The sequence below is a fragment of the Acinetobacter sp. ANC 4648 genome, assembly GCF_002135345.1.
Lineage (GTDB): Bacteria > Pseudomonadota > Gammaproteobacteria > Pseudomonadales > Moraxellaceae > Acinetobacter.
The window spans coordinates 45,841-66,083 of record NZ_NEGI01000006.1 but is presented as its reverse complement, the minus strand read 5'-3'; the positions used below and the strand labels follow the sequence as shown (position 1 = coordinate 66,083).

17 protein-coding genes and 1 pseudogene are annotated in these 20,243 nt (G+C 36.3%); 9 read left to right on the top strand and 9 right to left on the bottom strand.

Annotated features, from left to right (window positions below; all coding sequences use genetic code 11):
• Positions 1-297 precede the first annotated feature (297 nt).
• Entirely contained in the window at positions 298-1,485 is a 1,188-nt protein-coding gene (gene prpF, locus B9T27_RS11335; protein WP_086206936.1) for a 2-methylaconitate cis-trans isomerase PrpF, read from the top strand.
• 539 nt (positions 1,486-2,024) lie between these two features.
• A complete protein-coding gene (locus B9T27_RS11330; protein WP_228146211.1) occupies positions 2,025-2,609 on the top strand; it encodes a 1-acyl-sn-glycerol-3-phosphate acyltransferase in 585 nt (194 codons plus the stop codon).
• Positions 2,610-2,750: 141 nt separating this feature from the next.
• Here the strand turns inward: B9T27_RS11330 and B9T27_RS11325 are convergent, their stop codons facing one another.
• The 4 genes and pseudogenes from B9T27_RS11325 to trpS all read right to left on the bottom strand — a co-directional run bounded on the left by B9T27_RS11325 (position 2,751) and on the right by trpS (position 7,436).
• The gene (locus B9T27_RS11325; RefSeq protein WP_086206935.1) at positions 2,751-3,086 is read right to left on the bottom strand and encodes a hypothetical protein; all 336 of its coding nucleotides are present in this window, start codon (positions 3,084-3,086) and stop codon (positions 2,751-2,753) included.
• 444 nt (positions 3,087-3,530) lie between these two features.
• Positions 3,531-5,237 (bottom strand): flotillin family protein, encoded by a 1,707-nt coding sequence (locus B9T27_RS11320; RefSeq protein WP_086206934.1) that lies wholly within the window; start codon positions 5,235-5,237, stop codon positions 3,531-3,533.
• Positions 5,238-5,251: 14 nt separating this feature from the next.
• Positions 5,252-5,910: pseudogene (locus tag B9T27_RS11315) on the bottom strand (YqiJ family protein).
• Between the two features lie 512 nt (positions 5,911-6,422).
• The gene (trpS, locus tag B9T27_RS11310; protein WP_086206933.1) at positions 6,423-7,436 is read right to left on the bottom strand and encodes a tryptophan--tRNA ligase; all 1,014 of its coding nucleotides are present in this window, start codon (positions 7,434-7,436) and stop codon (positions 6,423-6,425) included.
• A gap of 201 nt (positions 7,437-7,637) precedes the next feature.
• On the opposite strand from trpS, the gene B9T27_RS11305 reads away from it, so the two are divergent.
• Together B9T27_RS11305 and B9T27_RS11300 are read left to right on the top strand one after the other, a co-directional pair.
• On the top strand, positions 7,638-8,564 hold the full coding sequence (locus tag B9T27_RS11305) for a DUF808 domain-containing protein (RefSeq protein WP_086206932.1): 927 nt from the start codon (positions 7,638-7,640) through the stop codon (positions 8,562-8,564).
• Between the two features lie 51 nt (positions 8,565-8,615).
• Positions 8,616-9,518 carry a neutral zinc metallopeptidase gene (locus B9T27_RS11300; RefSeq protein WP_086206931.1) on the top strand — a complete coding sequence of 301 codons (903 nt, stop codon included), beginning with the start codon at positions 8,616-8,618 and terminating at the stop codon, positions 9,516-9,518.
• 70 nt (positions 9,519-9,588) lie between these two features.
• Here B9T27_RS11300 and B9T27_RS11295 read toward each other — a convergent pair whose 3' ends face one another.
• On the bottom strand, positions 9,589-10,134 hold the full coding sequence (locus B9T27_RS11295) for a hypothetical protein (protein WP_086206930.1): 546 nt from the start codon (positions 10,132-10,134) through the stop codon (positions 9,589-9,591).
• 249 nt (positions 10,135-10,383) lie between these two features.
• On the opposite strand from B9T27_RS11295, the gene B9T27_RS11290 reads away from it, so the two are divergent.
• Positions 10,384-11,883, top strand: coding sequence for a cation:proton antiporter (locus tag B9T27_RS11290; RefSeq protein ID WP_086206929.1), 1,500 nt, complete (start codon positions 10,384-10,386; stop codon positions 11,881-11,883).
• A 73-nt stretch (positions 11,884-11,956) separates the two neighbouring features.
• Here the strand turns inward: B9T27_RS11290 and B9T27_RS11285 are convergent, their stop codons facing one another.
• The 3 genes from B9T27_RS11285 to B9T27_RS11275 form a co-directional block, all read right to left on the bottom strand.
• Positions 11,957-12,826, bottom strand: a complete 870-nt coding sequence (locus B9T27_RS11285; RefSeq protein ID WP_086206928.1) for a histone deacetylase — start codon at positions 12,824-12,826, stop codon at positions 11,957-11,959.
• Between the two features lie 15 nt (positions 12,827-12,841).
• Entirely contained in the window at positions 12,842-13,807 is a 966-nt protein-coding gene (locus B9T27_RS11280; protein WP_086206927.1) for a hypothetical protein, read from the bottom strand.
• A gap of 200 nt (positions 13,808-14,007) precedes the next feature.
• A complete protein-coding gene (locus tag B9T27_RS11275) occupies positions 14,008-14,979 on the bottom strand; it encodes an alpha/beta fold hydrolase (RefSeq protein ID WP_086206926.1) in 972 nt (323 codons plus the stop codon).
• A 109-nt stretch (positions 14,980-15,088) separates the two neighbouring features.
• Between B9T27_RS11275 and B9T27_RS11270 the strand changes: the two genes are divergently transcribed.
• The 4 genes from B9T27_RS11270 to B9T27_RS11255 all read left to right on the top strand — a co-directional run bounded on the left by B9T27_RS11270 (position 15,089) and on the right by B9T27_RS11255 (position 19,314).
• Positions 15,089-15,430, top strand: coding sequence for an MGMT family protein (locus B9T27_RS11270; protein WP_086206925.1), 342 nt, complete (start codon positions 15,089-15,091; stop codon positions 15,428-15,430).
• A 184-nt stretch (positions 15,431-15,614) separates the two neighbouring features.
• A complete protein-coding gene (locus B9T27_RS11265; RefSeq protein WP_086206924.1) occupies positions 15,615-17,276 on the top strand; it encodes a phosphoethanolamine transferase in 1,662 nt (553 codons plus the stop codon).
• A 17-nt stretch (positions 17,277-17,293) separates the two neighbouring features.
• Complete coding sequence (locus B9T27_RS11260) at positions 17,294-17,983, top strand: response regulator transcription factor (RefSeq protein ID WP_086206923.1); 690 nt, start codon at positions 17,294-17,296, stop codon at positions 17,981-17,983.
• A gap of 5 nt (positions 17,984-17,988) precedes the next feature.
• A complete protein-coding gene (locus B9T27_RS11255; RefSeq protein WP_086206922.1) occupies positions 17,989-19,314 on the top strand; it encodes an ATP-binding protein in 1,326 nt (441 codons plus the stop codon).
• Between the two features lie 157 nt (positions 19,315-19,471).
• On the opposite strand, the gene B9T27_RS11250 is transcribed toward B9T27_RS11255, so the two are convergent.
• The gene (locus B9T27_RS11250) at positions 19,472-20,191 is read right to left on the bottom strand and encodes a phosphatase PAP2 family protein (protein ID WP_086206921.1); all 720 of its coding nucleotides are present in this window, start codon (positions 20,189-20,191) and stop codon (positions 19,472-19,474) included.
• Positions 20,192-20,243: the final 52 nt, after the last annotated feature.

The window sequence follows — 20,243 nt, the reverse complement described above, 5'->3', positions numbered from 1 at the left end:
AGCTCAAAAGAAATGATTCGCACGATTGTAATTGATTGGTAACTGTTAGCCTAGTACATCGCATGGATCTGTTGTTAAACTGTCAAGTCAATCTAATTAATTTAAAATAAAATATTGAAATATCAGTTTTTTAGTTTTTATAAGCAACAAAAAAAATTACTTATCAAATAAATATTTTTAGTGATTTTTATACTTAAGTCATGTGGCCAATGCTTTTTTTTTTTAACAGGGTAATATAAATTGAATGATAATTCAGTATTTGTAACAATAACGATAAACCAAAGGAATGACAGACAAATGAGTTTTGCTCCTCAAATTAAAGTGCCAGCAACATATCTTCGCGGTGGAACCAGTAAAGGGGTTTTCTTTAAATTAGATGATTTACCCGAATCAGCTCAAATTGCTGGAAAGGCCAGAGATCAATTATTACTTCGAGTTATTGGTAGTCCAGATCCTTATGGTAAGCAAATTGATGGCATGGGAGGAGCAACCTCAAGTACCAGTAAAACTGTGATTCTTGCTAAAAGTAATCAGCCTGAACATGATGTTGATTATTTATTTGGCCAAGTCTCTATTGATCAAGCTTTTGTTGATTGGAGTGGAAATTGTGGAAATTTAACCGCAGCGGTCGGTTCTTTCGCAATTTCTAATGGATTGGTAGATGGAGAAAGGATTCCTGAAAATGGTGTATGTACCGTTCGCATTTGGCAAGCCAATATTAAAAAAACGATTATCGCACATGTACCAGTGACGAATAGTCAGGTACAAGAAACGGGTGATTTTGAGTTAGATGGAGTGACATTCCCAGCTGCAGAAGTACAAATTGAATTTTTAGATCCAGCCGATGATGGTGAAGATGGCGGAGCAATGTTTCCTACAGGCAATGTGATCGATAGTTTAGTTGTACCTGAAATTGGTACGTTCCAAGCAACTTTTATTAATGCAGGCATTCCAACTATTTTTCTAAATGCTGAAGATCTGGGTTATGACGGCACTGAATTACAAGATGCAATTAACAATGATATTGATGCTTTAACTAAATTCGAAAAAATTCGTGCTTATGGCGCAGTTAAAATGGGTTTGATTCAAGATGTTGCAGAAGCAGTCAGTCGTCAACATACACCTAAAATAGCTTTTGTTTCGAAGCCAAAAACATATACTTCTTCAAGCGGAAAAATTGTGAAGGACACTGATGTCGATTTATTGGTTCGGGCTTTGTCGATGGGTAAATTACACCACGCCATGATGGGCACAGCAGCAGTAGCAATAGGTACTGCTGCAGCCATTCCAAATACCTTAGTGAACTTGGCTGCGGGTGGTGGAGAGCGTGAAGCGGTACGCTTTGGTCATCCATCAGGAACTTTAAGAGTCGGTGCGCAAGCCTTGATGGACAATGGTCAGTGGGTGGTAAAGAAGGCAATCATGAGCCGAAGTGCACGTGTATTGATGGAAGGTTGGGTCAGAGTTCCTGCAGATAGTTTCTAATATAGATTTAAGCCAATAGAAACCTCTTAATTTTTAGAGGTTTCTATTCCAGCATTTGCGTTATTAAATATTAATGCAATTTCTTATGTTGATTTAACTGTTTTATGAGTGAAAAATTAAAAAACAAATAAACAGGCAATATCCTCTAACAATAAAAAATTTGATGATGAATGAGGCAATAAATTGGATACTGGAAAATATAAATTGTTTGAGTTTAAAGCTCAGCTGAGCTCGTAACCTAAAATATATTTTGTTAGAAAATATATTAAGTAATATATAGTCATGATTAATTATCCCTATTTATTTTGATAATTTCTATAAAAAATGGGATTAAATTAAATCTTTTCATGAGCTCAATAATTAATATATGCAAATTTTGTCATAAATCGCTCAATATTTAATTTTTTTTGAATAAAATTGAATCAAACGATATTGCGTACACTTATATATTAATCGCTGATTAATTGTGCATATTGATCTTTCTTATTTCATAGGCATTGCTACAATTCGCGCGAAATTATTATATCGCGGTGCATTTTGTGTTCGAAAAGTTAGCTGAACAAAGTTTGGGGTTAATGGGCTGGGAAATTGATAATCATTGGCCGTTGGATTTAGATCAATGTGTGATGATTGCTGCACCACATACCAGTAACTGGGATGCGCTATATGCAAGACTTGCATTAAAAGCAATGGGTGTACATGTACGTCTCACCATTAAAGACAGTTATATGAAATTTCCATTGGGGCCTTTTGTTCGTGCTATGGGGGGAATTGGTATTGATCGTCGTGCTAAAAAAGAGGGTGAAGCTCGGCCAAGTATGGTCGAGCTAATGAGTGATTTATTTAAGACTCATCCTAAATTGGTGATGATCATAACGCCAGAGGGGACACGTGCCAAACAAGAACAATGGAAAACAGGCTTTTATCATGTGGCAATAGCCGCAGGTGTACCCATTGCTTTAGCTTATATGGACTATGCGAAGAAAAAAACTGGGGTAGGAAAAATTGTGTACCCTACAGGAGATTATGAAAAAGACATGGCTGAAATTATGGATTTTTACGCACAAATCAATCCCAAATTCCCTGAATTATTTAGCGTAGATACACGTTATCATTCAAAGTAGATGAATTAAAAAGACAGGGATTAACCCTGTCTTTTTAATATGATTTTTTGTAGATGACACATTATTCGGCAAAATATTTTACGATTTGGGCATGATCTTATTACTTGGGGTTTTATAAGATGAAGTGACTTTCATTCTGCATTATTCAGCCAAGCTAACGTCTTTTTTCACGCCACCTAAAGACTCGCATGCAGATTTATAAATATCATATTGTTGTTGAATGACTTGCTCTAAAGGGATACTAAATAACACATCACCCGACTTATAACTATCGACATAAGACGTTGCTTTATCTTTACTCACTGCGAGCGAGTGTTCATGGTAACTAGTGATAGTACTGTGATTTAATTCTGAACTTTCAATGTTTTTACACTCAAATTGATTGAGTATTTTTTCAGCCACTTTGATTTCGCTAGATGTGCCTATTGCGCATCCCGTTAAGAGTAAAACACCACTTAATAAAAATGAGGTTTTCATTATATGAATTATATGAAAATGAAGTGTGAAATTGTATGCGCATTCAATGAAATTATATAGCCTATTTTAAATAGGATTTAAAATAATTAAATAAATCTGATGGAAGTTGAAGCGCTTAGTTTAGATTCAGCCGAGTGCTATGATTTGCTCGATACTCATTAAAATTAAGAAACGGTTCGAAGTAACAAGTAAACGAAGAACAAGTTGCTTAAAATATTGCTCGGAAATTTTATAAAGGAATTGAGCTTTGAAAATTGAGGCTCAATACTCAGATAGGAATGTAAATAATTATTTAGTTTTAAGTCGTCGTGATTTTGGGTAAAGTTTGTTTTTAAAGCATGTGATGATATTCATTCAACACGTAATATTTGTGTATTTACAATAACGATAAAGCCTCAAAATTGAGGCTTTATCGTTATTGAGCGTTAGATAACTAGAATATGATTATTCTGATTTAACTTTTAAGCTTTGGGTTAAACCATTGATATCGCCACCTTGAATGCCTAATTCATTCATTAAACTGTCAATGAGTGGGGCTTGAGAACGGTAACGCAGGGCACTGTTGACCACTTGATCTGAGAGAGCTACTTGACCTTGTTCAGCACCTTCGCTATTCACCGAAGCACCCCCAATATTACCCAAACCACTGACTTGAAGAATCTTGATGTCATCAATATTCTCCATAGGTTTAACACTTTCACGAATGATTTCTGGTAAGTATTTTAATAAGGCTAAACGAATCTGCATTTCAACTTGTTCCGAAGACAGAATATTATTGGCTTCGTTAACTGCGCGTGTGCCTGCGGCATCCACTTGATATTGTTTTTCTTGCGCTTGAGCAAGTAAAATTTTTGCATCAGCTTCACCTTTTGCCTTGAGGCGTACTTTTTCAGCATCGGCTTCAGCTGCGATACGCACTGCTTCGGCTTCATCAGCCGCCGCTTGTTTGGATGCTTCAGCAGCCACAGTAATGGCGATTGCATCTGTTTCTGCAATCTGTTTTGCCCCCACCAGTTCAACTGCTTTAACACGTTCAGCTCGTTGTGTTTCACGTACAGTTAAGACTTCTTCTTCAGCTTTAACGGCAGCAGCACGTGCTTGATCTGCCAATGCTTTAGCTTCTGATTCGGCACGAGATTTCTCTGCAATCGCAATAGCACGATCTTGTTCAGCTAATTCAATCGTTTTCTTTTGCTCAACTTGTGCTTTTTGAATTAATTGTGCTTTTTGAATATTTTCATTTTCAATATCTCGTGCAGATGCAATACGCTTTAATTCGACTTCACGATTTGCGGCAATTTGAGCCTCTTCAGCTTCACGTTTTTTCGCAGATTCTTGTGATGCAATTTCAGCAAGCTGTTCTGCACGACGAATAGAAATTTCACGCTCTTGTTGCATTTTTGCATATTCTTCTTCACGCAGAATTTGTAAACGTGCTTGTTCAGCTTGAAGATTTTTTGTTTTAATAGCTAAATCAGCATCTTGTTCAATATCGTTACGCTTTTTACGACGGTCTTCAATCGTTTCAGTTAGTTTGGTCAAACCTTCAGCATCAAATGCATTTTGCGGGTTAAAAAATTTAAAGCTGGTTTGGTCTAAGCCAGTTAAAGAGACCGTTTCCAATTCTAAACCATTTTTAAATAAGTCTTCAGAAACGACTTGTTGTACTTTTTGGACGAAATCAACCCGTTTTTCATGTAATTCCTCCATGGCCATTTCAGCTGCAACAGAGCGTAAAGAGTCGACAAATTTGCCTTCAACTAGGTCTTTGAGCTCTTGTGGTGACATGGTTTTTTTACCTAATGTCTGTGCAGCAGTGGCGATCGATTCTTCCGTGGGTTTAACACGGACATAAAACTCTGCCATTACATCGACACGCATACGGTCACGTGTAATGAGGGCTTGATCCGCCGCACGTTTGACCTCTAAACGGAGTGTATTCATATTGACAGGAATTACTTCATGTAAAACAGGGAGTACAATTGCACCACCATCCAAGACAACACTTTCACCACCAAAACCAGTACGGACAAAGGAAACTTCTTTACTGGAACGAGTGTAAAGTCGGGCAATAATCACTCCAATAATAATAAAGGCAGCAAAGATAGTACCTGCAAAAATGAGTATTTGATAAAAAGAAGAATTCAACATTTATTATCTCTTGTCTAAGTTATTGATGTGGAAATTGCGATAGCCTGAAAGCCAATCTTGGTTTTATGGGTAAGGATGACATCTTGACCTTGGTAAAAAATTATATCTATTTCCGGTTCAACCAAAATGTAATGCGTTTGCCCAAATTGATCTTTAACTTTGGCTTGAGCAGGGTAATTTTGTTTTGCGTTGCCTAAAAAATGTGGGCTGTACGACCAATCAGCTCTTCAAGTTTAATGGCTGTGGTTTCATCTTTTGGTAAAATTTTTGAAATTGTAGCAGCGCTGAGTCGAATGAAAGGCATACAGAGTATTAAACAGGCAGGGGCAATGATCCATAAGGGAAAGTAGCTTTGGGTGAAATGATAGAAAATGGCTTGTACAATAAAACCAAACAATGCATAAACAGTTAGAAAAATGATCAGCCAAATCAGAACTGGAATTCTACCTAAATACAGCCAATCTAAAAATTGTAGTAATCCACTTTGTTCAGCATTAATTTCTAAATCAGGGTGTTGTGATCCAATAATTTGCTCAGGAATGAATTGATCTAAAAAACTTTGGGTACTAAAGCCAATGAGGAGTAAAAGACATTCAAATATGCCCAAAAAGAGCATGAAACATAAACTTACGCTAAAAAAAAGATTGGATGGATTTATAAATAATTCCCACATATAAAATGCTCTTTTAAGTTTTTGTATTCGTTTGATTGATTATTTTAAAAATCGTCAATCAACTTATTATTTTTGAATATAGACGATGTATTGATCATTCATTAATGTTATTAAGCTGTTGAGTTTATATAAAAAAATTAATTTTTCAATAACAATTGAAAATCAGTATATGGATTATAGATTAAAGTATTTAAATGTTTTTTATACAAATTAAAAAAATCTATCATGCTAAGTTGAGTTTCAAATATAAATACGGGCAAAATTAAGATAAAAAAATACGCAATGATTGGGGTGATCATTGCGTAGAACAACGAATCTGAATAAACAGTTCCGGTCTAAGGAGGATGTTATGAATTTAGGGGTTATTCATAACTATGGGTAAATGATAATTATTCTGGGTTGAAAGTTCATGAGTAGATAAGTAAGTAAATGTTAATTCTCGTAAAAAATGTTTTATTTTCTAATATTTTAAAAAAAGCCTTTCAAATGAAAGGCTTTTTTATTATTGTTGATTAGAAGTGAAATACACCTAATCCATTTTTGACTTCATCTAAAGTATTTTGCGTAATGATACGGCATTTTTCTGTACCTGTTTTTAAGATATCCATGATGTAATCAGGGTCTTTAGCCAGTTCCATACGACGTTCGCGAATTGGAGTAATCAGTTCTTTTAATACGCCTTCAAGGCGTTTCTTTACCGTACCATCGCCTAAACCACCACGACGATAATGCTCTTTTAACTCCGCAACTTCTTCTTGGTTGGGATCAAAGGCATCTAAGTAAGTAAATACAATATTACCTTCCACTTGACCTGGGTCTTCAATACGAAGATGGTTGGGATCGGTATACATCGCATTAACTGCTTTCTTAATGTCTTTATCTGAAGCATCCAAAACAATGGTGTTGCCTAAAGATTTTGACATTTTGGCTTTACCATCAAACCCAGGTAAACGGCTCATATTTGAAAGCAAGACTTTACATTCTGGCAGAACATCATGACCGATTTGACGATTTAAACGACGTACAATTTCATTGGTCTGTTCAATCATCGGAATTTGATCATCACCGACTGGCACAACACTGGCTTTAAAAGCAGTAATATCTGCGGCCTGTGCAACCGGATAGCATAGGAAACCAGCAGGAATGTCACGTTCAAAACCACGTAGTTGAATTTCAGCTTTGATGGTCGGGTTACGTTCTAAACGTGCAACCGTGACAAAGTTTAAATACAACATGGTGAGTTCATTTAGTGCAGGTAAGCAAGACTGAACACAGATGGTTGTTTTGGTTGGATCAATACCAACAGCTAAATAGTCTGTAGCCACTTCAATAATGTTACGACGGACTTTTTCAAAGTTATCGGCATTATCTGTGAGCGCTTGAGCATCGGCTAACAGTAAGTGTTGATGATGCGAGTCTTGTAAACCTACGCGAGAGCGTAGTGAGCCAACAAAATGCCCTAAATGAAGTTGTCCAGTAGGACGGTCGCCCGTTAAAATGACAGGACGATTGTCTTGATTACTCATGATCTATTCCACAGCCGCTCTAAAGACGACATCAATTGTTTCTACGAATGACGCATATTGTACGGTATAATTTTTTTTTATGTCAGCGGAAATAGACAGCTTTCTTAAAAATAAAGCGTTGTCTAAAACAACAAAGAGAATGTATAAAGCGCTTATTAATTTAATTAAAATGTGCAAATAAAAGTAATTAGGATAAAAATTATGGCCAGTAGTTTATTAATATTATTAGATGATATTGCAACAGTATTAGATGATGTCGCTGTTATGAGTAAAATGGCTGCGAAAAAAACAGCCGGTGTGTTGGGGGATGATTTAGCACTCAATGCTCAGCAAGTGAGTGGAGTGCGTTCCGATCGTGAACTTCCTGTGGTGTGGAGTGTTGCAAAGGGTTCTTTTATCAATAAACTAATTCTAGTGCCTCTTGCCTTGTTAATCAGTGTGGTTGCACCTTGGCTAATTAATCCATTATTAATGCTGGGTGGTCTATTTTTATGTTATGAAGGCGTCGAAAAAGTACTGCATAGTTTACAGCACAAAAAAGTGCATACTGAAGCAGCAGCTGAAGCTGAATTAGAAACGATTGAAACGGATTTAGAGACTTTTGAGAAAGATAAAGTTAAAGGTGCAGTTCGTACCGATTTTATTTTATCTGCTGAAATTGTAGTGATTTCTTTAGGTACAGTTGCCACCGCTGCATTTGGGACGAAAGTGATGGTACTGTCTGTTATTGCAGTATTAATGACTGTGGGTGTTTATGGTTTTGTTGCCATGATTGTAAAAATTGATGATCTTGGCTTGTATCTAACCCAACAAGCTTCGAATACTAAGCAAATTATTGGTCGGGGACTATTAGCTTTTGCACCAAAGTTGATGAAAACCTTGACCATTGTTGGAACAATTGCAATGTTTTTAGTGGGTGGTGGCATTATTACACATGCGGTCTCTTCATTGCATCATTTGACTGAAGAAGCAGTTGATCATGTTGAATTAATTCCAAATATTGGGAATATTATGGGGGCTGTAACTCCGACCTTAATTAATATGATCATTGGTATTCTTGCTGGATTAGCTGTTATTTTAGTGATGAAAATAATTGAATCTGTACGTTCTAAATCTAAATCGGCATAATAGTTTAAAGTTAGTAGAATAAAATAGAATGTATTAAAAAAGGATAGAGCTATGCGTTGGAGAGGACGTCGTGTCAGTGAAAATGTAGAAGATGCTCGTGGCAGCAGGGGTGTAAAAGCTGGTGGAATCAGTATTTTAGGCCTTGTTGTTGCATTTGTGGCTTGGAAATTTTTCGGGGTTGATCCTCAACAGGCCTATCAGGTGACTCAGCAAGTTACTGCAAATACACAGAATCAAGCTACAGGAACTATCAAAAATCCAACGCCACAGCAGCAAGAGGCGGCTCAATTTGTGGGTACTATTTTAGCGGATACAGAAGATACCTGGTCACAAATTTTTCAACAGCAAGGTGTTCAGTATATTCCACCTAAATTGGTGATGTTTAGTGGTCGGGTAAATTCAGGCTGTGGTACAGCTGAATCTGCAATGGGGCCTTTTTATTGTCCTGCTGATCAGAAAGTTTATATCGATACAGAATTTTTTAAAGATATGCGGACCCAAATGGGAATTTCTGGTGAACAGAATCAGACTGAATTGACTGCCCAAGATGAAGCTGGTGATTTTGCACAGGCGTATGTGATTGCGCATGAAGTGGGACATCATGTGCAAAATCTATTGGGAATTTCTGCTCAGGTGCAAAAAGCACGTCAGCAATCTAGTCAAACCCAGAGTAATCAGCTTTCTGTCCGTCAGGAATTACAAGCAGATTGTTTGGCCGGGGTTTGGGCAAATAGAACACAGCAACGTACTCAATTTTTAGAGCAGGGTGACATTGAAGAAGCAATGGATGCTGCACATAAAATTGGGGATGATTATTTACAAAAACGCGCGCGAGGAACCGTTGTACCAGATAGCTTTACCCATGGTAGTAGCGCGCAACGTATGCAGTGGTTTCAGACTGGATTGAAATCTGGAAATATTAACGACTGTGATACATTTGGCGCATCCATTTAAGCATTGTTAAAATCGATACATTCCATTAATGATGGGAAATTTTAAAGAAAGAGAGTGATAGCTCTCTTTTTTATTTAGCCAAAAAGCTCTTAAAATTCCGCAGAACTCTAAAACTAACATATAGGGCAAATAAACTAAAAAGAACCATACTAAATAATTGATACTTTAAGTTTTGAATATCAGTGTTGTAAAAATCACGGATTTGTTGCTCAGTATATTGGATTGCTTTTTGTTGCATAGTTTCTGTGTTGATATATTTTAAATTTTTAATATAAACATTGTGCTTATAAGCGACTAAATCTAGATTTAAAATTTTTCTGGATTGGTTTTGATTATCCACGTCTGTACAAATATCTTGTAAATAGTGAGCACAACTGATTTTTACAATATAGCCTTGGTTAGGAATGTGTACATAAATATTCTGATCGGATTTAGAGCGTTGACTACTTAGTCGATATTCAATTTTTTCATTCGACTGGAGACTAAATGATCTCGGTTGAACATGGTTAGCTTGCAAAACTTCCTGTGCTTTTACGATGCTCGTCCAAATTAGTATCAGGGTAATTATAAAGATGATCGCCGCATAAAAAGAGCGGAATACCGTTTTGATGTTCATGGGCAGATGTCATCTATAAGTTTGGAAAGACGCTATCCTAAAATAAATCAGAATATTTGCAAATATTTAAGCTGCATTAATGCATGATCCGTTACTTTTCAGTTTTATGTTAAAAAACTTATCTATTTCAGATTAAATTCGCTATTGCTTGTAAAATTATGAGGTTTTTAAATGGTTTTCATTTGGGGATTCGATTTAGAAATGTTCGATATTTTATTAACTTAATGAAAAAGCAATATTAGGGTTCGCATGGGCAATTATTTCTTTCTTCAAGTATTTACAGTAGTTTTTGCATTATCCATTGCGACGACAATTTTTAATAAACGAATTTTGGGGTTTCCTCAGGCTATAGGTGTTCCTCTCGTTTCGGCAGTTTTCGTTTTTATTTTGCAGTGGGGAGCAAGTCTACTAAATGGCAATCAATTTATCTCCATTAATATCCATAATATTGAAGAAGCGGTACGCAATATCGATTTTTATGATTTTTTAGTCAATGGTGTGATTTGTTTTATTTTAACCTCTTCGGCTTTAAAGTTCAGAGTCTCTGATTTAAAAGTCTTTTGGAAGCCAATTACGATCTTGGCCACTATTGCGCTGGTGCTGTGTGCTTTGTTTTTTGCGGGGATGGTGTTTGGTTTTCAATATTTAATTGGCAATCCAGTTCCTATCTTAATTTTACTTTTACTCGGTTCGGCATTGGGTGCGACAGATCCCATTGGCATTAAGGGTGTCTTAAGCTCGGTACGTGCACCACATCATTTAATTGTTAAGTTAGAAGGTGAATCGCTGTTTAATGATGCAATGTGTATCGCCGTTTTTATGACTTTGTTAAATGTTTTAGAAGGCGAACATTTTAGTCTGCTCACAACTTTACAAACCTTGCTCTATGAAATAGTAGTTGCAGTGATTATTGGTTGGGCCTTTGGATTGGGGATTTTACGTTTACTGCGTGGTAAACATGAAATGGAATCCTTAATTTTAACCACGGCATTACTGGCTTGTGGTTCTTATTTAGTGGCTTTATTTGCACATGCTTCTGCACCGATTGCCTGTGTCATTGGGGGGTTGATTGTTGGAAATAAATGGAAAGAAATTTTACAAGAACGAGAAATTCGTGAAGTAAATCATTTTTGGCATACAGTCGAAGGTATTATCAATTCATTTCTATTTACCTTGATTGGTTTAGAAATTTTCATTCTTGATTTAAGTACCAGTATGATTTTAGGCGGTATATTTGCCTTTGTGGCTTTACATCTTTCTCGTTTTGCCGCTAACTTCCTCGCTTTCGCATTTTTCCCAAGTTTTCGGCATAAAAGTTATAACGGTAGTCTGACTATTTTGTCTTGGGGCGGTGTGCGTGGTGGTATTTCACTGGCATTAATTCTCGCGGTAGCCAACGTTCCAGAATTACGTGAGTACAGTAGTATTTTAATTGGTTATACTTTTATTAGTGTTTTACTTTCGGGAATTGTTTGTGGACTGGGTTTACCAGCAGTCATGAATGCATTTTATTACAATCCGAATGAACCTCAGGATGGTTTTAAGGGGTGGTATCAACGGTTATGTCATCGTATGAATCGTAAAGGCTTTCAATATATTGTGGGTGAAGATGCATTCGGAAATGAAACCATTACGATTTATAACCCAGAAGCTCTGGTTGATCAAAAGACAGAAGATGGGGTTGCAGCGGTACATCATCCAGATAAAGCACAAGAAGTGAAGCGTTTGGAAAATCCCCATAACTTTTAAACTGCTATCTAGATCTCATGTAAATAAAAATGAAGGTGCTAGGCCTTCATTTTTATGTGTGGTTTTTTCTTCATTAAAAGTTGAAATAGATTCGATTGGCCGCTTTAAAAGTATTCACATGTAACGGGACTAAATCATCAAGTTTTTGATAACCACCCGCCAAGACAAACATAATTGGAATGTTGTATTTTTTAGCGAGTTTAAAGACCATTAAATCACGTTGGTAGAGCATTTCAGTGGTGAACCACTTAGAACCACAGCGGTCATTCTGATGGCAATCCATACCCGCTTGATAAATAATTAAATCTGCTTGCCAATCCAAAGCATGTTCAAAACCTTCCACAATTGCTTCAGCATACTGATCAAAAGAGCCTTTTTTATTATGAATATGTCGCGTTAAACTCCGTTCAGACGATGTACAACCAAAAGCCAAAGCATAAATACTAAAATTATATAAATTAGTAATGCTTTGTGTATATTCTGCCGTACCATTGCCACCATGCTGATCACAGTCGAGGACAAAAATGTTCTTATCTGGAAATTGCTTGGCAATTAAAGCGATACCATTAAAAGTGCAATATGCATTACCACGTTCATACACAGCATGATGAAAGCCTTGGGCAATATTGGCAGAAATCCCTTTTTTGAATGCAATACTTGCTGCGACCAATTGGCCCGCTTGAATGGATAAAATCGCTTCACGAAATTGCGGGGTCCAATTTTTAAAACCTTGTGTCGTGGCGAGTGGTTTTTTACCTGTCATAAATGCTTTGACATAATTTGGATCATGAATTGAATATAAAATTTTATGATCAATACTTTCTGGGTCGACTAAATCTGCAAGTTGCTGTTGCTCTAAAACCTCGGCGACTGCAGTCAATTTTTCCATACTATTGGTATGCGTTTGAGCAAAGTACCGTGGGGAATAGCAAGCTTTCAACATCATTCAATACCTAATCTAAATTTGTTCTAAAGCAACGCTTTTTAATTGAGCTAGTTGTGTGGTGCCAGGACTAAACAATCCATTATCAATTTGTTGTTTAAAATGAGAGGTAAATGCACGTTGTCTATTTTCGGGAGAGATCGCGAGTGTGGTTAATCTTAAAAACCAAAAACCGTCAACTTCTGAAAGGGGAATGACAAATCCTTTGTATGTTTTATTCGCGATTTTTTGAATGGTGTCCTCATTATATCGAACCGAGAATAAGCTTCCTTCTGGAATACGGATACCATTCATAATTAATGGGACTAAATTAATACAGGAATGATCATCCCCCATTTTGACTTTTTCAATGAGAATAGGTTGATTCTGATCATTCACAAAAATATTGATTAAACCGTGTCTAAGAAACTTTCGATGTGCGATTTTGAGAAAAAAGTTTTCAGCCATTGGGCATGAGCCGACTTTGGGTTTTTCAACTAAACTTTTAAGTTCTATCAGTGTTGAATCATGCTTTCTCAAGATAATATCTTCTAAAAAATCACAAATCAGTTTGCTTTCTTCAAGTTTTACACCCTGAGCAATACTTCGTAATTGACTTTGAGATTGAACTTCAGCTGCTAAAGTATTATAAAAAAGATTATTTTGGGATTTCTGTGCAAGAAATAATTGCACCTCATGATTTAAATCTAAATTACGCCAAGTTTTGAGTTCTAGGCCATAGGATTTAGCCGTACTGAGGATGGTTCTTAAACGTTTAGTATCGTAATTACTAAAAATTTTAAAGTCTTTAAAGTCAGTTTCATCTGCTGCTAGGTTAATAAACTCTGCAATCACTCGTGTGGCTTGTGTAAAGCCACAGCCACGTCGTTCGGTTTGATGACTAAAATGTTCATTGAGCATTTCGGTTAAATTATCGGAAAGTGGCGTGAGCTGAGTTTGAAAACAGTTGAGAACTTCATGTTCAGATGATGATCCATTCATTAATAATCTCACACAAATATTTGTTATATATTGAATAATATTTTTATAATTATAAGTAGTGTAAGGCCTGTGAGCAAGGCTAGACGATAATTTAAGCTTCAGACGTTAGCAAGATAGCGAAAGCTGCAGAATGTATTACGAATAAGTAGAAGTACAAGCCAAGCAAATTAAGTTTCACTTGGCTTATGAAGGGTTGATCTTTATTTGGATTTGTTCAAGAAGTTCAGATAAGGCTGAACCAGTAATTGCTCTTGCTCCATAATTGGCATATGACCAACACCTTTGAGGATAATCGGATCTTGAGCATTTTTGAGTAGACTTTTTAACTCAGCAGCTGCTTCAACATTAATAATCTGATCTTTCTCTCCCCATGCTATTAACACAGGTTGATCAATGACACGGGTTGCAATTGCAAAACTATCAGGAGTATATACTTTAGACATCAAAATTAGCTGCTCCACTAACTTAGATGTATTCACAGATTGCGAGATCATCATTTTTTCTTGAGATTCTTTTAGTTCTTTTGGAATAAAAGGTGGTAGGTGAGTTGATATTTTTAATAGACGATCCAAATCTCCGGGTTTAGAGACTACTATATTTCGAAGTGTTGCTGGATCTTTTAAGTAAGGTGTATTACCCGTTTTAAACACGCCAGCACTATCAATTAAGAATAATGATTTAGTGTCTATAGGATATTGTGCGGTATAGAGTAGAGCAATTGCCCCTCCCATAGAATGGCCCGCAATATGGGCATCTTTTTCAACTTTAGCTGCTTCTGCAAAACGACGTAATTTTTCTGTCATATTGGGAATAGAATATTCAAAATCTGCAGGGACTCGACTATCACCTTGACCTGGCAAATCTGGAATCACCACATGATAATATGGGGTCAGGTTACGAGCAAAGCGATTCCAGTTATCTCGGCTACCAGCTAAACCATGCACGAGGATGAGGGTGGGTTTCCCAACTTGTCCACCTTCACTATAAGCCCAGTCAATATCTCCAACTTTGAGGCGTTTGGTTTGCAAACCAGCCCACTCGCGTTCTTGTTGAAGGACGCTTTGTATATCAATATTTGCAGCGGCATTGATACTGGTGGAAATGGCTGAAAGTGTAATAGTACCGAAAGATAACGCAACCGTTAGAAATAGTTTTGAAAAAGCCCTTTTCATGTGCAATCCTCTTGTTGTTTTTGATGTTTAAGTAAGTCTTAACTTAATATAAAATTTAACCAAATGCATTTGCATGAATTTTAAATCCAGTCATTTTCGAGTCAATCTGATGCCAAACTTAAAACAGGCCACTTCAAATGAACTTACTAGACAGATTTTAGAAGTGATTAGCCGAATTCCTTATGGAAAAGTCGCTAGTTATGGACAAATAGCGAAAATGGCAGGTCTACCTAAACATGCTCGATTGGTTGGATATGTTTTAAAAAAATTAGAGTCTGATGTGGATATACCTTGGTATAGAGTAATTAATGCGCAAGGAAAAATTAGTTTGAATAAGCTCAATGCACAAGGTGAAAACATTCAGCAAATTAAATTGGCAGCAGAGGGAATCTATTTACTAAATGGCAAAGTGAATATTAAGCAGTTTGGATGGGTAAATTTATATACATGAATTAATTTTTATTCTAAGCAGAAATTTTCAAATATTGAATCGGTTAGAAATAGTTTATCGTGCTAAAAATAAAAGGGATAATGATGATTACGGGGAGATATATTTTCTGGATAAAATCATATTAAGCTCTATTTAAGTTTGATAGATTAAGTTAAAGTGTCTGAAAAACAATGTAATTAGAGTGATGCTAAATTTTATCCAGCGCATAAAACAACGTGAAATTATTTTATCTCAAACCGCATTCCATTTTATTTTAGCAATTTGGCTCGGATTAATTCTTAATTTTGATTTTTTAAAGAAAATAGAATCACTTACGCCATATCAGGGCATTAAGGCAAATTTATTCTTAATCGCGACGGCATGCGTTTTAATTGCTTTGTACAATCTGATCTTACATATACTCGGATGGAAATGGACCAGTAAAGTAGTCGCAATTCTATTGGTATTTATTGGTGGATTTAGTGCCTATTTTGTGAATTCATTGGGCGTGGTGATTTCACCCGATCAAGTGCAAAATATGATGCAAACTGATCCATCAGAAGTGGTCGATTTGTTGTCACCGCAATTTTTTATCTGGACGCTATTTTTTGTAATTTTGCCGATTGTGGCAATTCTTTGGGTTAAAATTAAACCTGATAGTATTGGTAAAGCACTGCTCAAAAAATTAGCCAATATTGTTGCATCTTTTGCAGTTATTGCAAGTTTGTTATTTATATTCTATGTTGATTATGCAGCTATTTTTCGTGAACATCGTGAACTGAAAGGCATGATTTCACCACAAAATACTATTGCTTCAACTTATTCTTATTATCATAAAAAAGCACCTAAAAAAGATTTACCTTTAATTACTTATGGAGAGGATGCGCATATAGCTGCAAAAACTACAACACCAAATCTACCTAAATTGGTCGTGTTAGTTCTTGGTGAAACTGCGCGTGCAGAAAGTTTTTCTTTAAATGGTTATGCAAAAAATACCAATCCAGAATTATCGAAACAAGTCGGTTTAGTCAATTTTACTCAAGTCAGTTCTTGTGGTACTGCAACAGCTGTATCTGTACCCTGTATGTTTTCGGGTATGCCACGTAAAGATTATGATGAACAATTGGCCAGTCATCGTGAAGGTCTACTCGATGTTGCAAAGCGTGCTGGTTATAAAGTCACATGGATTGATAATAATTCAGGTTGTAAAGGCACTTGTGACCGTGTCGAACAGTTCATTATTCCAGAACCGCTCAAACAAAAATGGTGTAAGGATGGTGAGTGTTTAGATGAAATTTTGGTAGAGAGCTTAGATCAGTATATTACGAGTCTGGCTAAAAATGATGAAACACCACATTTGGTGGTATTACATCAAATGGGAAGCCATGGTCCTGCCTATTACAAACGTGCACCTGCCGAATTCCAACACTTTAAACCGACGTGTAGTACCAACGCCATTCAGGGGTGTTCACCGCAAGCTTTAATCAACTCTTATGATAATACGATTGTGTACACCGATCATATTTTAAATCAAGTCATAGAAACATTGAAGAATCAACCAAAGTATAAAACTGCATTTTGGTATTTATCTGATCATGGTGAATCAACTGGTGAACATGGTATGTATTTACATGGTGCACCTTATGCGATTGCACCAAGTCAACAGACCCATATTCCAATGATGATGTGGTTTTCAGATACATGGAAAACTAATGCTACAACGCAGATTAATTGTTTAGAAAAACAAAAGGCCAAAGTACTCAGCCAAGATAATCTGTTCCCAAGCTTATTGAGTTTATTAGATATTCAAAGCCGTGTTATTGATCAAAATAACAATATGTTGCATCAATGTGTATCGCATAGTTGAAAGGAGGAAATCAATCCATGACTAAAATCCTAATGATTGAAGATGATTTTATGATTGCTGAGTCCACCATGACGTTACTCAGATTTCATCAGTTCGAAGTTGAATGGGTCAATAATGGCCTCGATGGTTTAAAGCAATTAACGCAAAATACGTTTGATTTGGTCTTGTTAGATTTAGGTTTGCCGATGATGGATGGCATGCAAGTGCTGAAACAAATTCGTCAAAGGGTGGCTATTCCGGTACTGATTATTTCAGCACGGGATCAATTGCAAAATCGAGTGGATGGATTAAATCTTGGCGCAGATGACTATCTCATTAAACCTTATGAGTTTGATGAGCTTGTAGCACGTATTCATGCATTATTGCGCCGTGTGAGTGGTGGGAATACCCAGCAACAGGGGCAAGAGTCGAATATTTTGCGGAATGGTGATGTGGTTTTAGATGTTGATCAACATATTGCGACACTTAAAGGTGAGCAAGTTGAATTATCCAATCGTGAATGGGCGATTCTAATTCCCTTAATGACACATCCCAACAAAATTTTCTCGAAGTCGAATTTAGAAGACAAACTTTACGATTTTGATAGTGAAGTGAACAGCAATACAATTGAGGTTTATGTGCATCATATTCGGACTAAATTAGGCAAGGATATTATTCGAACCATTCGTGGTTTGGGGTATCGGTTAGGACAACCACAAAAAGTATAGGTCATATGACGACACATTATTCCTTAAAAAGAAAGCTCATTCGTTACACTTCTATTTTTAGTGTGATATTGGGCTGCATTTTGATTACGGCTGCATACAAAATTTCTCTTGAAGAAATAAATGAAATTTTGGATGCACAAATGGAGTATTTGGCAGAACGTGTGGCGCAAAATGCTCGTCCTTTACAAAGTAATTTTGATCAGCATAAGCGCTATCATGAGGAAGATTTATTTGTCGATGTTTGGGCGTATGCTGATCGAACAGATGTCACGCACGAGCATCACCTTTTAGTTGAACCGAAACAAAAGGCAGGTTTCTATTCCCAATCGTCGGTACATGGGGATTGGATTACCTATGTATTGCCGACCAAAGACTTTCAAGTTCAAGTCAGTCAGCAGAAAAAGGTTAGACAGCATTTGGCTTTAGAATTTGCTGTGACCATGTTTTTACCTTATTTAATGATTATTCCATTTGCCTTATTCGGTCTAATTTATATTATTCGACGTAGTTTAAAACCATTGGATGATTTTAAATCTGAACTGGCCCAACGTGATTCAAACTCTTTGCTTGCTATCCAAAATACGCAGTATCCTGAGGAGTTGGTTCCTACTATCAATGAAATGAATCATTTATTTGAACGGATTTCATTAGCACAGCAGGAACAAAGGCAATTTGTTGCAGATGCTGCACATGAATTAAGAACACCGATTACAGCACTAAATTTACAAACTAAAATTTTAATGAGCCAATTTCCAGATGAGGAAAATTTGGTGAATTTAAGTAAAGGTTTAGCGCGAATGCAGCATTTGGTATCGCAACTTTTATCATTAGCTAAACAAGATTCGACCTTAAGTCACGATGTTCAAATTACCAAGTTTAAGTTGAATGATGTGGCGCTGAATTGTGTTGAGCAATTGATGAATTTGGCCATGGAAAAAGAGATTGATCTGGGTTTTGAACGCAATGAACTAATTGAAATGCAAAGTATTGAGCAATCAATTCATTCAATTATTTTTAATTTGATTGATAATGCAATTAAATATACGCCACCCTCGGGCATTATTAATATTTCAGTATTTGAAGATGTCGAAAATAATGCGTATGTGCAAATAGAAGACAGTGGGCCGGGTATAGATGTAGAGATGTACGATAAGGTGTTAAAGCGTTTTTATCGTGTTTATCATCATTTAGAAGTGGGCAGTGGTTTAGGTCTATCTATTGTCGATAAAGCTATACAACAATTGGGTGGTCAATTAACCTTTGCGTATAGTAGTGAGTTGGGGGGATTAAGTGTATTGGTCAAACTTCCTAAAGTTTATCCGCATCCATAATTTTTATCGAATATAATCCATCACAGTGCATCAATAGAATACAACCAATCAAAATAGTGCTTTTTAAAATATTATTTTGCTTGGTTTTTTAATTTTATTTGTCTAATCAGCTAGACTTCATCTCAAAATATTAAAGTAAGATGAGTCTTAGAAAAATCTATACAGATGAAGAACTGCTTTTAGAACTCACCAACTTGTGTGCATTATCTTCAAATTTGCTATAAAAACAACAATAAACGAGTAAGTTAAATGCAAAAACAATCCAACCCGTCCATAGATTATGACTGAGAAAATGCGCGCCACGCATCATTTGTCCCCATCCTAAAATAAAGCCAATCACGAGACCTAAAGCTAAAAAGGCATACGCTAATTTCGGTTGTACTAAGCGGTAGACAAAGAAACCAGTCAATAACGCAAAGCCTGTACTGGCATGTCCACCAGGAAAGCAATGCCCCTCTGTGGCTGAAAAATTCCAGACATAGCCTAGTGCTGTGGGCTGAATCATATTCCATGGACAGGCATGTGCAGAATGTGCTTTTAAAACACCAATCACGGTGGTAGACAACATGCATACCCAAAACATGTAGCCATATAGCCAACGTTTTGCTTTTAATCGTTCTACTTTAAACGAGGCTAACCAAAGGACTAAGAATACAACATACACGGCAATGAGAATATTTTTAAAAATTTTATGATTGAGATGAACTAAATACCAATTATCGCGGTATAAAAAGTTTCCAGAGGCATCGATGAATGGTTGAATTAAGTGCATATCAATTGCACCACCTACCGGAAAATAAAATATGAGCATCAACAGGGTTAGTACAAGAACCAACCCATTGCTTAAAAAGAATTTTTTAAAATCAGATGCCAGCATAGTCAGATTACATTCATGAATTAATTAAAATTTATCGCTATTACAATGAATT